The sequence below is a fragment of the Dellaglioa sp. CoH-56-MRSF-10 genome, assembly GCF_056782175.1.
The window spans coordinates 203,505-219,425 of sequence record NZ_JBXAYF010000001.1 but is presented as its reverse complement, the minus strand read 5'-3'; the positions used below and the strand labels follow the sequence as shown (position 1 = coordinate 219,425).

12 protein-coding genes and 1 pseudogene are annotated in these 15,921 nt (G+C 34.0%); 3 read left to right on the top strand and 10 right to left on the bottom strand.

Annotation, left to right across the window (positions count from 1 at the left end; genetic code table 11):
* Positions 1 to 14 precede the first annotated feature (14 nt).
* Positions 15 to 1,463, bottom strand: coding sequence for a PTS sugar transporter subunit IIC (locus tag AC1RP4_RS01020; protein ID WP_481760978.1), 1,449 nt, complete (start codon positions 1,461 to 1,463; stop codon positions 15 to 17).
* Entirely contained in the window at positions 1,463 to 2,845 is a 1,383-nt protein-coding gene (locus AC1RP4_RS01015) for a glycoside hydrolase family 1 protein (protein WP_481760979.1), read from the bottom strand. The genes AC1RP4_RS01020 and AC1RP4_RS01015 overlap by 1 nt, the downstream gene beginning before the upstream one ends.
* A gap of 362 nt (positions 2,846 to 3,207) precedes the next feature.
* Here AC1RP4_RS01015 and AC1RP4_RS01010 point away from each other — a divergent pair, with 362 nt between their 5' ends.
* Positions 3,208 to 3,918, top strand: a complete 711-nt coding sequence (locus AC1RP4_RS01010; RefSeq protein WP_481760980.1) for a GntR family transcriptional regulator — start codon at positions 3,208 to 3,210, stop codon at positions 3,916 to 3,918.
* A gap of 167 nt (positions 3,919 to 4,085) precedes the next feature.
* On the opposite strand, the gene AC1RP4_RS01005 is transcribed toward AC1RP4_RS01010, so the two are convergent.
* Complete coding sequence (locus tag AC1RP4_RS01005; protein ID WP_481760981.1) at positions 4,086 to 5,504, bottom strand: C69 family dipeptidase; 1,419 nt, start codon at positions 5,502 to 5,504, stop codon at positions 4,086 to 4,088.
* Between the two features lie 162 nt (positions 5,505 to 5,666).
* On the opposite strand from AC1RP4_RS01005, the gene AC1RP4_RS01000 reads away from it, so the two are divergent.
* Together AC1RP4_RS01000 and AC1RP4_RS00995 are read left to right on the top strand one after the other, a co-directional pair.
* Positions 5,667 to 6,188, top strand: coding sequence for a DUF1836 domain-containing protein (locus AC1RP4_RS01000; RefSeq protein ID WP_481760982.1), 522 nt, complete (start codon positions 5,667 to 5,669; stop codon positions 6,186 to 6,188).
* A complete protein-coding gene (locus AC1RP4_RS00995) occupies positions 6,189 to 7,046 on the top strand; it encodes a DegV family protein (protein WP_481760983.1) in 858 nt (285 codons plus the stop codon).
* Positions 7,047 to 7,094: 48 nt separating this feature from the next.
* Here the strand turns inward: AC1RP4_RS00995 and AC1RP4_RS00990 are convergent, their stop codons facing one another.
* The 7 genes and pseudogenes from AC1RP4_RS00990 to AC1RP4_RS00960 form a co-directional block, all read right to left on the bottom strand.
* Positions 7,095 to 7,517 (bottom strand): DUF3284 domain-containing protein, encoded by a 423-nt coding sequence (locus tag AC1RP4_RS00990; RefSeq protein WP_481760984.1) that lies wholly within the window; start codon positions 7,515 to 7,517, stop codon positions 7,095 to 7,097.
* 19 nt (positions 7,518 to 7,536) lie between these two features.
* The gene (locus AC1RP4_RS00985) at positions 7,537 to 8,943 is read right to left on the bottom strand and encodes a glycoside hydrolase family 1 protein (RefSeq protein ID WP_481760985.1); all 1,407 of its coding nucleotides are present in this window, start codon (positions 8,941 to 8,943) and stop codon (positions 7,537 to 7,539) included.
* Positions 8,944 to 9,007: 64 nt separating this feature from the next.
* A complete protein-coding gene (locus AC1RP4_RS00980) occupies positions 9,008 to 10,294 on the bottom strand; it encodes a PTS sugar transporter subunit IIC (protein ID WP_409021736.1) in 1,287 nt (428 codons plus the stop codon).
* A gap of 27 nt (positions 10,295 to 10,321) precedes the next feature.
* Complete coding sequence (locus tag AC1RP4_RS00975; protein ID WP_481760986.1) at positions 10,322 to 10,639, bottom strand: PTS lactose/cellobiose transporter subunit IIA; 318 nt, start codon at positions 10,637 to 10,639, stop codon at positions 10,322 to 10,324.
* Between the two features lie 22 nt (positions 10,640 to 10,661).
* The gene (locus tag AC1RP4_RS00970) at positions 10,662 to 10,973 is read right to left on the bottom strand and encodes a PTS sugar transporter subunit IIB (protein ID WP_409021738.1); all 312 of its coding nucleotides are present in this window, start codon (positions 10,971 to 10,973) and stop codon (positions 10,662 to 10,664) included.
* Between the two features lie 131 nt (positions 10,974 to 11,104).
* Positions 11,105 to 13,825 (bottom strand): annotated as a pseudogene (locus tag AC1RP4_RS00965) (sigma-54-dependent transcriptional regulator).
* Positions 13,826 to 13,982: 157 nt separating this feature from the next.
* Positions 13,983 to 15,902, bottom strand: coding sequence for a fructose-1,6-bisphosphatase (locus AC1RP4_RS00960; protein WP_481760987.1), 1,920 nt, complete (start codon positions 15,900 to 15,902; stop codon positions 13,983 to 13,985).
* Positions 15,903 to 15,921 lie beyond the last annotated feature (19 nt).

Here is a 15,921-nt window from a genome sequence, read left to right as displayed (position 1 = left end):
ATTTTTTATTCCTTTCACTCTGCTTTATTATTTAATTCTTGCTCTTGTTCTTGATTACATAAATATTGATCATATTTTTTAGCGAATGGATAGTATCCGACAGCTGATATTACTAACGTTACCGCTTGCCATAAGGCCATCTTCCAACCTCCAATTAAAAATCCTGAAATAACTGCTGGCGTTGTCCAAGGTGCCGCAACACCATTTAAAGGTGGTACAATTCCGAAATAAATTACCCCATAAGTAGAGATTGCTACAATAACTGGTACCATGAAAAATGGTATAGCTAAAAATGGATTCATAACTAAAGGTAATCCGAAAAGAAAAGGCTCATTAATATTAAAAATAGCTGGAATAAGCTCAATTTTACCGATTGTTTTAAGCTGAACAGATTTAGCTGCAACTAGTGTGAAAATAACTAGTCCGATGGTTATTCCAGATCCCGTCAAGTTAATAAAATTATTATAAAATTCATTAGTAACAATATGTGCCCCGTTACCTAACGATAATTTACCAGCTTGATATAAAGCAGCGTTTCCAGAAGTATTAGGAATTAAGAAGGCTCCTGCAATTCCACCGACAATCAGTCCTCCGTGAACACCAAAGAACCAAAAGAATGATACTAAGAAGGCAATCAATATAGCCCCAATTAATGAATCTGATAGTCCTTGCATAGGTGCTGCTAACATCTTATAAATGAGATTTAACATATCTGTATTTAACACTGTCTTAATTAAAGCAAAGATTAACATAGTAACAGTTAATATAACACCAGATGGAATCATGGCAGTAAATTGATTAGCAACACTAGTTGGCACTTGTTCTGGGAGTGTTATTTTCCAACCAGCTTTAATCATTTTTGTATATGCCCAACCTACCAAAATACCTACAATAATTGCAGCCACCATTCCTTGACCGCTCAACCAACTAATGTTAATTACACCATTAACTGGCGACTGCATGAATGATTGAAGCGAATGAGGTAATTTGTCTATATTTTCTGTTATTGCAGAACCACTTAGGACCTCTTTACCAGCACTGTTAACAATACCTGCTCCATTTTTACCCATTACTCCGGCTAAAGGTGCGGCCACTTGGAGCATCTGTAACATCAAGAAAGATGATAATGCTGTCAATGCAGCGGGTAATGCCTCATATCCCTCATTACGAACATATACGTACGCGATACCAACTACCGCCCAGATAGATAAAATACCAAATGTTGTTGTATATGCTTGTGTGAAAAATGCTGACCAACCTGAATCTTTAAGCGCATCTGCAACACTTGGCACCGGGAAATTGGACAAAATTAAAAATATGGATCCTATAATAATAAAAGGTAATGCGTATACCATTCCATCTTGCAGAGCCCTTATAGGTTTTGTATTCACAAATTTCATAATTATAGGTAATAACTTATTCGTAATGAACGTGTTTGCTTTATTTTCAGTTTTATTTTCCATTATATTTTTTCTCCATTCTCTTCTAAGATATCCTTAAACCAATAATATGATTTTTTTGGAACTCTCTTCATATCTTTCAAATCATGATTTGTTCTATCAACAAAAACTGCACCATATCTTTTCTCCATGTCACCATGTGAACTAGGAATATCAATTAATCCCCAACCCAGATAGCCCACAACTTGAGCACCATCAATAAACATTGCATCCTTCATAGCCTTAATATGACTTTTATGATATTCAATTCGAGCATCATCTTGGATTATATTTGTGCTGTCCCTGTGCTCCTTGATGCCAATTCCATTTTCAATTGGAAATACAGGTAATCTATAACGATTATGCAAATCTGTAATTACATTTCGGAATCCTAAGGGATCAATATTCCATGACCACTCACTACTAGATAAATAAGTATTTTCTTCTACACTATAATTCATATATCTATTTGGTGCCTCGTCACTTGGAATTTTATCAGCATCCATGACCATTGTGCGATAGTAACTAAAGGAAATGAAATCAGATTTAATTTTATTTAAATATTGCTTATCTCTATCTTTAAAATCCATTTGAATATTATTCACTTCTATATATTTAAGTACTTCAGGAGAATATGATTGTCCGACAAATAACGAATTTAGATTTTCATAAATAAATTCATTTTGTTTTCTTACTGCAAAAGAATCTTTTGGATTAGTCGTTGCTGGATAAACTGGTGTATATGCCAACATACCTCCAATCTTAAGTTCTTTATATTGTTCATGAATATATTGTGCAATTTGTGCGTGAGCTATCATCGTATGATGGAATATGGTATACATATCGTCAATTGTTTTTTCCGTCTTGGTATATCCAGAAATATGAAATGTTTCATCAGTGAAGTATAGATTATGTTCATTAAATGTAATCCAATATTTAACTCTGTCTGAAAAATGATCAATAACGACTTTCCCAAACCTAACAAAAGCATCAACAGTTTTACGAGATAGAAATCCACTTTGCTTTTGGGCCAACGCTAACGGCATGTCAAAGTGATAGAGACAAACCATTGGCTCAATACCACGCTTAATCATCCCATCAATTAATCGGTCATAATACTCAAAACCTTTCTCGTTGATAGTTCCATCACCATCAGGTACTATTCGAGTCCACGATATCTGAATGCGATACATATTCATATTCATATCTGCAATTAAATCCAAATCTTCTTCATATCTGTTAAACTCATCAATCGCATCGTGCCAATCGGATACACCTTTATCTGAGTCACGGATATCATAAACTGATAGCCCTTTACCATCTGCCTGCCATGCTCCTTCTGTCTGCATACTTGATACAGAATTACCCCAATAAAAACCTTTAGGCATCTTATTTTCATTTATCATATATCAATCAACCCTTCTTCTAATAAATTATTTTTTAACTAAGAAATCGCTTTCATTTACTATTATATATCTTTTGTATAATAAAACAATACTTTTGTTATACAAAAGATATATGTTTTATTAAACTCTGGCTATCACTTATATAGAAAAGAGGGTAGTTGAGTGTTATAATTCGGTATTAACCGATTAATTAGTCATACTAAATATCGGTACAATATTCTCTAATTCTAAAATAGTTACATCATACCTATTTTTTTTGAGATCTAATTTTTAATAAGCAGAGTAATATACTTTTTAAAATCGCACCTAAAGTTTAAATAATACTAAATTTGACATTAAAATCTATGGGGGAACAGGGATTTATGAAAAAATATGAGTTAGTTAAAAATATAATTCGGGAACGAATACTTTCTAATATATATCCAAAAGGTAGCATTTTACCTGATCAAAAAGTATTATCTGCTAGCTTCGATGTCAGTTCAATAACCTTAAAGAAGGCGTTAGATGACTTAGCACGAGAAGGATTTATATTAAAAAAATCTGGTTTTGGAACAGTTGTTATAGGTCCCTCGACTCTTATCAATAGCGTTGATGCACCGGCAGATAATTTTGATGGATTAAGTAAACAAGAAGGACGGGACAGAATAACAAGTCACGTCATTAAGTTTGAAGTTGTATTCCCTCAAAAAGAGGTTCAAACTCATTTAAATATTAGTGCAGAAGAGCCAACATACCATATTATTAGACTCCGACTTTTAGATGGAAATCCTTTCATCTTGGAAGATACGTACATGCCTGTTAAATTAGTTCCAGGTTTATCAAAATCCGTACTGGAAACTTCCATATATAGTTATATTAAAAATACGTTAGGGTTAAATATGTCAGGTATGTCTAGAAAAATACAAGCCAGACAAGCCACTGAATTAGATATCAATTATTTAAACGTTGTTGAACAAACGCCAATATTAGAAGTAGAACAAATTGTTTGGCTTGTGAATGGTCACGCCATCGAGTACTCAAAATCAAGAAATGAATTTAATAAACGCTCTTATTTTGTTTTTGAATCAAATTAAACTGGCACACTTATGAACTAACTTACATTAAAAATAATTATCTGTACTTAATATATGTGGGTACGCAAAAAGGCATAATTCCAAAGTTATATTGGAATTACGCCTTTTTGCGTACAAAGTATTTAAATATTATTTTTATAAATTAGCATCCATGTTAAATATTATTTTTATAAATTAGCATCCATGTTAAATGTTAATTTAGATAATGTTAATCCTTCAGTAATGAATTGACCAATCATGTTCATCGTTCTTTCACGCATATCAGCAACAATTGCGTAATTTTGTTGTGTGAGGTAGTTTGTTAATTCATCCCCACTCATATCTGTAGATGCTGCATCAATATCAGCAACCATCGTCTTCAACTGTTGACGACATGCCTTTAAGTAATCAACATTTTCTTGAATAAAATGAGAATAATGTGATTCTGTTAACATCGAAACCGTACGATACATCCAATAAGCACTATTCATATCTAGTGTTAACGGTGTTTCGCTGTAACTTGGGTCTGTGTCTGTTGCATTCGTGTAGAATGGCACAAATGGTGCAAATGCTGGAACACCTAAACAGATCCACATTAATGCAGAATGTGCATCATCAACATTATTTCTCAATTGAAGAACGTGTGCATTTTGTGTTCTATTCATTGAAATAGGACGGAATCGTAAACGATCTTCATCAGCACCATGACCAAATGGATCATATTGTGTTTCATTGTAATGTGAACCTAAAATAGCAGTCACATCTTCAACACTGATTTTTTTATTTGCGTAACAAATGAATGGTAATTCACTTGAAGTTGGTTCTTGCTTAATTTCTGGATTCAAACAACGTTGACCATACCAGACACGAGGTGTGTTGTAATGACGATCTTTTTCTGTGTCTGTTCCAAAAATATGACGGAAGTTCCAGCCTGTTTTATCAGGGTTTAAATGATGCTCTTCTACATATTCACGGATACCGTCTGACCACATAAAGTTATCTGTATTATCAAAATCAATTTCTTGAATAGCAACTTGATTAGCTGCAACAGCATAAGCATCATCTGGAATACGTTGTGCAATCCAGTGATGTCCGGTAACAATTTCCATGTACCAAACATCATTTTTATCACTAAATAAGACACCATTTCCTTCAGGTGAACCGTATTTTGTAATTAAAGCCCCTAAATATTCAACACCATGTTTTGCTGATTTAATATAAGGTGCAACCATTGTTTGTAATGAATCTTCTGCTAAACCATTTTTAATTAAAGGATCGTATGCTAAAACACGTTCATTCGCATAGACACTTTCTGTTGCGCTCATTGCAACATTTTTTTCATTAATACTACTTTCATCAAAGACACCTTTGCTGGATACCTCAACATTAGGTGTTGCTGTCCAGCGATACCCATTTTCTGGTAATGGTGCAGTAAACCCATTTTTATTCGAAGTTAACGTTTCATGACGTCCGGTTACTGCAGGGTACATCAAGAATCGTTGTGGTGTAATAGGCAAAAACGTATCATCATTTCTAGCAATCATCGTTGAGCCATCAATTGTGGCCTTCTTACCAACTAAAATTGTTGTACATGCTTGTTCCATCATAAATAATTCACTCCTTCTCATTATTAAATACCCTTATAGTGTACAACTTTTATCTTCATATAAACATGCTATTTTTATATACTTTAAGAAACAGTTAAATCTAGTTTACAACTCTAGATGTAAATGCTAATATAAAGATATTACGTTAAGGGGGGTTATCATTTGAGCCAAAAAGTTCCATCATCTTTTTTAAATTGGCTAGATAGCTTAAAGAAAATTACATTACCTGATTGGCAAGATTTCCCGGAATTAGACCTTTATATGGATCAATCCGTGAAACTTGTTAATCAATACTTAGAGCCATTACACTTAATGCCTGTAACACCTACAATGGTCAATAATTACGTAAAAAAAGAAGTTATGTTTAAACCCATCAAAAAAAGATATCGCAAGGAACATTTAGCAGCAATCATTGTTATTACTGTTTTAAAATCTGCTTTTCCGTTAGATGTTATCAAGAATGGTATCGACCAAATTTTAGTCGATAACTCATCTGAAGATGCTTACATGAACTTCGCTTTAATTTTTAACGAACAACTTAAATCTTTAACCTTTGATACCAACTTAAAGCCCGTCACGACTGAAACAACAATCATTGAATTAGAACAACGAACGGCTGCAAGTGCCGTGATTAATCATATTATCAGTGAAAAATTAGTTATATTAATGAAGGAGGCCAATTAAATGATGAGTAAAGAAAAAATAGCAGTATTAGTAGATTCAGGTTCGGATATTCCTAAAGAATTTATGGAACAGGAACATATTTATATGGTCCCTATTTTAATTACATTCAGTGATGCAACTTACTTAGATCGTATCTCTATCTCACCTGCGGAAGTTTATGAACGTATGGAGACTGAGATTCCAACAACCGCAACGCCTTCAGGTGGCTCAATTAACGACGTTTTTGACCAAATTAAAGCCGATGGCTATACACATGTTATTGCAACAACGATCTCAAGCGGTTTGTCTGGTACTTATAATTCAATTAAAACATTCGCCAAATTATCATCATTAACTGTTGAAGTCATCGATACAAAAAATGTTGGTATTGGTGGTGGATTAGCTGGTATTTTAGCATCAAACTTAATTAAAGAAGGCAATTATTTTGACGAAATTGTCACAAAGGTTCAACTAGCGGTTGATAGAAGTAGTGTCTTTTTCTATTTACCAACCCTACACTATCTTCAAGTTGGTGGCCGTATTGGACGTGTCTCTGGTCTTATGGGGAATCTCTTAAACATCAAACCAATTATTTCATGTGATGAAAATGGTATTTATTATCCTATTGCAAAAGCTCGAGGCGAAAAAGCTGCACTAAAAAAATTATTATCACTCGTTGATGATAAGATTGGCGATTCTCTTCATTTCGATATAGCCGTTGCATATGGTAATAATGAGCCTTTAGCAGCAAGTATCTTCGAAACCTTAAAAACTAAGTATCCAAATGCTGAACATTTTTACTTTGGCGATGCATCACCTGCTCTTGGTGTTCATGCTGGCCCTGGTGTTATCGGTATTGGTGTTGAAATTTTAGACTAAAAATAAAGAAGCAAACCGATAAATACGGTTTGCTTCTTTATTTTTAGTCTAATTAGTTGCATACTTATTTTCAATTTGTTTAAGCATTTTTTTGAAATTTCTCTTCTTAAAGAAACTCATAAGAATACTCATGAAGGCATCATTCATTTGTTGCATCTTGCCTTTAGAAGTCATGACTTCTTTATAACTTAACAAACAACGTTTATCATCAATTACCTTAATATCGTAACTTACATCAAATTTATTACGATTGTTATCCGTTTGAAAATGATAACTTTCGTTTTCAACTATTTTTGTTACTTTTAAAGCAGCTGATTGTGTTTTTGAAAACTTTTTCGTGAACGCAAAACCCTCTAATTGATTTTTTGTTAATTTCTGACCTGTCTGATCTTTAATATCATATAGTACGGACTCCATAATTTGATCAAATAGATAATCTGCAGGCATTTTTAATTTCATTTCCATTTCCATCAGTCATTCGCCTCCATTTTTAGTCATTAAATCCATTTTGTTCTGTCATTTTTTTAAACCAGTAACCGCTCTTCTTAATTGTGCGTTTTGCTTCATTATCTAAATCAACACTAATAAATCCGTAACGGTTCTTGTAAGCATTTAACCATGACCAATTATCCATACATGTCCACATATGGTAGCCATGAACGTTACTACCTTCTTCAAGTGCCTTATGAACCCATTTCAAATGATCTTGAACAAATTCAATTCGATAATCATCATTAATTTGCCCATCTGCATTAATAAATCTGGCTTCATCTTCAACACCCATCCCATTTTCAGAGATGAAACAATCAATATTACCATAATTATCCTTAATATTGATTAGTGCATCATAAATTCCTTTTTCATAAATTTCCCAGCCACGATAAGGATTAACTTTTTTTCCAGGCATATCGTATACTGTATAAAAATCTTCAGGCATCCAGCCATTTTCACCTTCTGGTTCGGCTTTAATTATTTTCGCCGCTGCTCGCCTTGGTTGATAATAATTAACGCCTAATAAATCGATAGTATTTTCTTTAATAACATCTAAATCACTTTGATGATAGATTGGCATTAAGTCATATTCATGCAACCACTCAACAATATCTTGAGGGAAAGTGCCTTTAATTGCGGGATCTAAAAATGAACGATTAAAGAATCCATCAACAAATTTGGCTGCTTTAACATCTGCTGGATTTGTCTCATCTTTTGGATACGTTGGCATTAAATTTAAAATAATCCCAATTGTGCCACCTAAATTGAGTGAATGATACTTTTCAACTGCTTTAGCACTTGCCAATGCTTCATGATAAGCCACCTGGACACCATGCTTTAAATTACGTTCATCAGGTAAATGCCATCCATATAAATACCCACCCTCAACTGGAACAATCGGTTCATTTTGAGTAAACCATTTTTTAACGCGATCGCCAAATAATTTAAAACAAGTTTCTGCATAGTCCGTATACAAGTCTACAACTTCACGATTTAACCAACCACCATTTTCTTGTAACACCATTGGCATATCAAAATGGTAAAGGTTCATAAAAGGTTCAATTCCAGCGGCAATTAAATCATCTATTAAATGGTTATAAAAGGTAACAGCTTCAGGATTAACCTCTCCAGTGAATGGATTTGGAATCAAACGTGACCACTGAATTGAAGTCCGATATGAATTATGACCTGTTTGTTTCATCAAAGAGATATCTTCTTGGTATTTTTGATAAACCCTTGATGTATTTTCGGGTCCAACCTGATTAAAGAACTTTTCAGGGCTTGCTTGATACCAAGCATCCCAAATATTATCAGCTTTTCCATCTCCTGAAACACGACCTTCAGATTGTGGTCCACTCGCAGCTGACCCCCACCAGAAATCTTTTGGAAATTCATATTTAACCATAGTAAACTCCTTTATTTAACACAAAATCTCTTTACAGAATAACGTAAAGAGATTCGCTTTTATTTTATTTTTTTGCTGCTTCAGCTTCTGCTTCAGCTTTTTCAATTTGTTTTGTTGCTAAGATAACGAATGGTGCGTAAATTAACGCTGAGATAACCACATTAACTGCGGCTAAAACCCCACCAGCTAAACTCTTAGTTGCCAAAATCCCGCCAATTACTGGTGGTGTAACCCATGGGGGCATTACCGTTGCTGCTGGCACAATTCCAGTGGCGGTTGCAATATACGCAACAGTCACAAGTACCATTGGTGTCAAAATAAATGGTACGAACATAATTGGATTCAACACAATTGGAAGTCCAAACATCATTGGTTCATTGATATTGAAAATACCAGGAGCTGCTGATAGTGATCCAATCATTTTGTAAGGTTTATTTTTACGACCAACAATGAAGATGGCAATAATCAAACCAATAGTTGCACCAGTTCCACCTAAGTTAACAAATGAATCGAAGAAAGGTTTGTTAACGATAAAAGGAATTGTTTTACCTTCACTAAGTGCTTTAACGTTAGCTGCAATAGCAGGTGCGTTAATTGTTTGCATTAATGGATCAATCATATTAGCTCCATGTAAACCAAAGAACCATAAGAATGGTGCAATAAATGCTAATAATAATGCTGATGGATATGAATTTGCCAAGCCCATAAATGGTTCTTGAACAAGTTTGTAGAATGATGCAATAATATCAGTTACGCCGAATCCTTGGAATAATGTATTGATAAAGGCAAAGATTGTAACAACAATCATTGCTGGAAATAATGAAGCGAATGCTTTTGCAACAGCAGGTGGAACACCATCAGGCATGTTAACGATTAAATGTTTGTTACCACTTAAACGTTGGAATAATTCTGCTGAAACCAAACCGACAACAAGTGCAACGAATAATCCTACTGAAGACATCCCAGCTAATTGCAAACCACCTAAAGCGAAGAATGAAGCAACTGATACTGTACCAGCAGCCATACCATCTTTACCATATGATTTTGCAACGTTATGAGCTACTAAGAATGCAACGAATAATGACATAATACCAAAACTAGCATTCCAAACGCCTGCTCCTACACCCTTCCAGATTGGAACATCGTTAACTATTTTAGGAAATAGTCCGTCCATAAAATTTGAAAAACCTGGAATTGGTAAGTTATTAATTAATGTTCCCAGAGCACCTAAAATCATAAGTGGCATAATAACAACGAATGCATCTCGAATTGCCACCAAATGTCTTTGTGCCCCAATTTTTGAAGCTACTGGAATAAAGTGAATATCCATCCATTTTATAAATTTGTCCATGAGTAGTTCCTCCTTAAAGTTTAGTACTTATCCTATTTTTTTGTATAGATCTACTACCTCACCAGCTAAGTCTCTAAATGTAATCGCATTCATTAAATGATCTTGTCCATGAACCATTAATAAACTAACTGGTACCGGATCCCCTGAAGCTTCTTGCGTTAACATGGCTGTTTGAGAATGATGTGCTTCAATGAGTGATTTGTCAGCATCAGCTAACTTAGCAGCTGCGGTTTCAAAATCGCCTTTTTTAGCGGCGTGAATTGCTTCCATAGAATCACTTTTAGCGTTTCCACCATTAACAATCAGCCCCATGATTGTTTGCATTTGTGCATCATTTTCGTTCATATCTGATTACCCCTTTTATTTTTTATTTAATTAAGCTTTTAGCTGTTGCAAGAACTTTTTCGCCATTCATCATGCCGTAATCTTGCATATTGATAACTTCTACCGGAATATTTTTGTCAGCAACCTTTTTTTCAAATTCATCTTTCATAAAACGAACTTGTGGGCCTAACATTAAAATATCAACTGGTTTTGATTCAAGCATTGAATCTGCCTCTGAAGCACCAACTGCAAAGATTTCTGAATCATAGTTCTCTGCTTCTGCAGCCTTTTGCATTTTTGACACCAATAAACTTGTACTCATACCCGCTGAACAAACTAACATAATCGTTTTCATAATTTGCCACTCCTTTTTCTATTTATACTCTTATATACGCAAGTTCCATGCCAAAAATAAAGACCATCGAAAAGGCTTTAAGAAAGCGCTTTCGATGGTCTTTTATTTTATTTGCACACTACTAGTCACTATTACACACTGACTTTATTCAACGTATTACCCATAAAAATTTGGACAATATAGGCAACTTCATCATCTGAAATCTTAATATTATACATTTTTTCAACAATAATCAGGGCCGTTTTAACTATTTCCATCTGTAAATGATTCTCAGCTGAAAATTCTTGGACATTCTTAAACGGTTTAATTGATTGATTTTTCAATCTTGAATCTACTAGAAATGCTAGATGCATCATGATCCCTACGATAATCTCTGGATCAAGAACAATCTGTAAATCTGATTAAATTTTAATAATCATGGTTTGAATAGTATGAATTAAATCTGGGACAGAATTAACTGAATTAATACTACCTTCCAATGCATTAATTGTTTCTCGCGTTAAGTCGTTATCAGACAACATCCGCTGCAAAACTTGTAAGGTTTCATCATTAAAGATATCTAAAGCAGAAAAGAATGGCACTCTTTGGTAAGAAACCTCGACGGTACCAACAATTGCCTTCACATCATAATCGCGCATTAATGTATTAATGTGCTTTTTAAATGCATCTTTTTCTAAATATTGCATCCGAATTACTTTAACTTCGTCTTCGTTTACAATTGGCATAATACGATCATATAATCTTGCGGCGACACCTTCGCCGGTAAAACAAGCTACGATAACTGCTTTTTTCCTAGGATGCATATGGAAAAACTGCTCTTTTACAGACGATTCAAAAATATGTTGTGCATTTGCGTAAATATCTTCTAGTTCACGACCGGCAATCGCAATTCTTAATGATTCAAGCACAACTAACGTACTCGTCATTGAAACAGCTCGAATATTAATCCCTGTTTCTTCACCTAACATTGATGCAAAACTAGTTAAAGAGCCCATGTCAGTTAAAAGTAATAACCCTTTTTTCAATTGTTCCTGACTATCCAGTACATAATCTCGTACTTGATCATAAATTTCCGAAACATTTACATCAAGTGGCATATTAATTGCTTTTCCCTTTGTTGTACCAAGTAATTCTTGTGCTGTCTGTAACATAGAAGAAGCCGTTGATGCCCCGTGCATTAGCACGATGATACCGACTTTAATTTCATTTTGTTGTTTCTTAACACTTAAATCAGAGCTCAAAAACATTGTAATAAATCCAATTTCATCTAATGGAATTTCAATATCAAATTCATGTTCAATTTTATCTGCCATTTCCAGTGCAACACGAAAGGCTTTTGGATTTTTTTGTCGTAAATTATTTAAATCAGGATGAATAATTGCGACATTTTTCCTGATTCTTTCAATAGCACTAACAAGGTGTAATCCAAATGCAAATCGTGCATTTTCATTATATTTTTGCCCTAATTTATTCTGGGCTAAGTCATAAACTTCATTGGTAACCGTCCAAATATCATCTGGTAGTAACTCTTTTCGAACGCCTTCACCCGATAATTGTTCAATGTAATCTTTAAAATAACCTTTATCATCTGAATCGATTAACGTTTTAAGATTTAGTGATTTAAAATTCTGTTTATCAGTTTCACTCACTTTTTTATCAATTGTTTCATAAACCGTTGGTTTTTGATCGTTTTTTTCTACCGTTTCGCTATTTTTAAAAGTCACAACTTTTGTATTTTTTTCATTTGTTCGTTTCGCTAAACGTTCCATTAAGACATCAATTTTTTTATATTTGGATTTACCTTCCAAACGTCCTTTTTGAACATTCAATGGTAAGTCTTTTAATCTGATATATAACGAAGCCGTTTCATGCGTTCTAAAATACAAGAAGGCCTTTGCACAAACAACTTTAATATCCCTCTGAATTTGACCAATATTTGCTTCAGGCTCGTATAACATTAATGCAAGCATCGCATCTCGCTCAACAATAATATCTTGGCTCAATCTACCGACTTCTTGTTCAAAAAAATTCATGACTATCCCATAACGTTCATCAATTGTTCGTTTTGAGATAGGCGGTAATGTAATTGCCATTGGAATACGTCGATTAAATGTGCTCAAAAAATTTTCTGACGTTTCAGTCGTTGCCCCAATAATCTGTACACTCGCTTCTTTAGTAATTGAAGACTCTCCTAAAGGCCGATAAAACCCCTTATCAATAAAGGTAAAGAGCATTTCTTGTCCCTCAGGAGGTAATCGATGAATTTCATCTAAGAATAAAATACCACCGTTAGCTTTATCCATTAATCCTTTTTTATCTTGATCAGCACCTGTGTAGGCCCCTTTTTTAACACCAAATATATGCGCAAAAAGTAACTGTGGATTATTCGCATAATCCGCACAATTAAACCGGATAAAAGGCGCATCAGCCTTCACCATTTCTGATTCTAATGCAAACTGATACATACATTCAGCAAACAAAGATTTACCCGTTCCCGTTTCACCAAAAATAATTGTGTGTAGTCCTCTTGGTGGATATAAAATGGCTGCTTCGGCTTGTTGGATCATAACCTTTAATGAATCATTAGACCCGATTAACTTTTTGAAACTCATCTCTTTAACACTTTTATCATTAATTTCTTTTTGACGTGTTTCTTTTTCTTCAAGTGATGCCCACTGATAGAGAACAGGGCGCCCATCACTTTTTGTAACGTCACCATTTTTATATAAATCATTCAAATAACGACTCACATTTGCGCGATTGCAATTAAGCTCGTCTGCAATCTGTGTCGCATCCATCGCTATTTCCTTATTTTTTAAAAGATTATAAATATCATTTTTTCGATCTCCCAAGTTATCACTACTCCCTTACACGCTAAAAGAAAACGCTTACCACTAGTATACCGCAATCTTTTTTACATTTACACACTAATATTTGCTGGCTTACTTTTCTCCTTTTACACAGAAAATCATAACCTAAATAAAAAATCTTACTTTTCAGTAAGATTTTTTATTTACTCTGTAAATATTTTTTTAATTCTACAACACGACTAGCAAGTTCTTTTCCCATATCAGTTTCAGCAATTGTTTGTCTTTTAACTTCACTATCAATAATTCGTTTCACTGAAATAATATCTGTCCCATTTTCAATTGAATCCCACTTAGACGTAAAGGGTTGGTGAGCAACTAATTGTAAGCCATATGAATTAGAGAGCAGCGTATATCCACCAATTCCAGTAGTTGATTGGTAAGCTTTTGAGAAACCACCATCAATCACAATCATCTTTTTATTGGCCATAACCGGCTTGTGCCCACGCTTAACTGGTGTATGCCCATTAATTATTTTACCGTTATCTGGATTAAGCCCGAATTCTTCTAATATATGACGACAAAATGCTTCATCATGTCGTAATTTGTAATACGCATTTGGTATCTCAACTTGAACTTCTTCATCATTAATAAAGTAACGTTCAAAAGTTTTCATCGCATGTTTCCCAAATAAAGGCGATTTGGGTCCTTGCCATAAATACCAAAGTAAATCAGTTTCAAGGTCAGTAGATTTTTTAGGTTTAGCATAGCTTTTACGTAAATTATCTTCAAAAAAAGCTAATAATTCTGGTCCTGCATATGCTTTCCCTTTTAGCTCAAAGCCCTCCAATTTACCTTCTTGTGTAACTGGAATACAGCCGTGAACTAACAAGTTCCCATTATATCGTTTAAACATACTACCACGTGCCATCATAAAATCTAGATGTTCTCGTAATTTAGTCGCATGGATAAATGATTCTACTAATTTATCCATTATTTCTGACTCATCATCTGTTAATTTATACGGATCTGCCCAATCAACTGTTTGAAAACAAGTATCTTGTAGTGAATAATGTTTCCCATCGATTTCTATTTTTGACCCTTTGTTCCAAATCTTTTCTAAAATCGCACGATTTGCCATATCAAAATCAGGACGTCTTTTAATAATCTGTCCTTCTAATTTAAATTGAATAATAGCGATTGCCTGGTGTATTTTGGTCATTAAAAGTCGTTCGTCTTCTTTGATTTTTTCTTGTGCTGAATTAACTTTCGGTGAAAATGCTGGATTATCTTGATACGTTTTATCGGCAAATGTTGCTAAATGGCGTAAATTAATCCCATATGCATCTTCAACAATAGCTAAATTATTATATCTAGCACAAATTCGCAATAAATTAGCGATACATAAAGGCGAGCCAGCAGCACCACCTAACCATAAAATATCATGATTTCCCCATTGAATGTCAACTGAATGATAATCAAGAAGTGTCTTCATAATTTTATCTGGCGCAGGACCACGATCAAAAATATCCCCAATTACGTGTAAATGGTCAACGATTAACCTTTGAATCGTATACGCTGTAGCCGTTAAAAATGCTTCTGCTTGATTTAATTTAATTAAATTTTCTATTATACGATTATAATAATCTTTTTGATCAAGTTCATTGGAATTACTATATAATAATTCCTCTGTTATATACATAAAATCAGGTGATAGTGCCTTTCGTACCTTCGAACGGGAATATTTTGTTGCTGTCTTTTGTAACAACTCTATCATTCTGGCAATGGTATCTAAATACCACTGCTCCAATTCAGGTTGTGAAGTGAATTGTTGTTTTTTAGCAATTAGTTTTTCTTCTGGATAATAAATTAAGATTGCAAAGTCCTGTATACTCTCTTCAGTCAAACGGCCTTCAAAAATTTCTTGAATTTTTTGTTTAACATTTCCTGAACCATTTCTTAAAACATGTTGAAATGCGTTATATTCACCGTGAACATCACTAACAAAATGCTCCGTTCCTTTGGGTAGATTAAGAATGGCCTCTAAATTAATAATTTCAGTGACAATACTTTGTTTAGTCGGAAATCTTTTTTCCAATAACGTTAAATAATAGGGATTCATTTAAATGGCCTCCTTCATT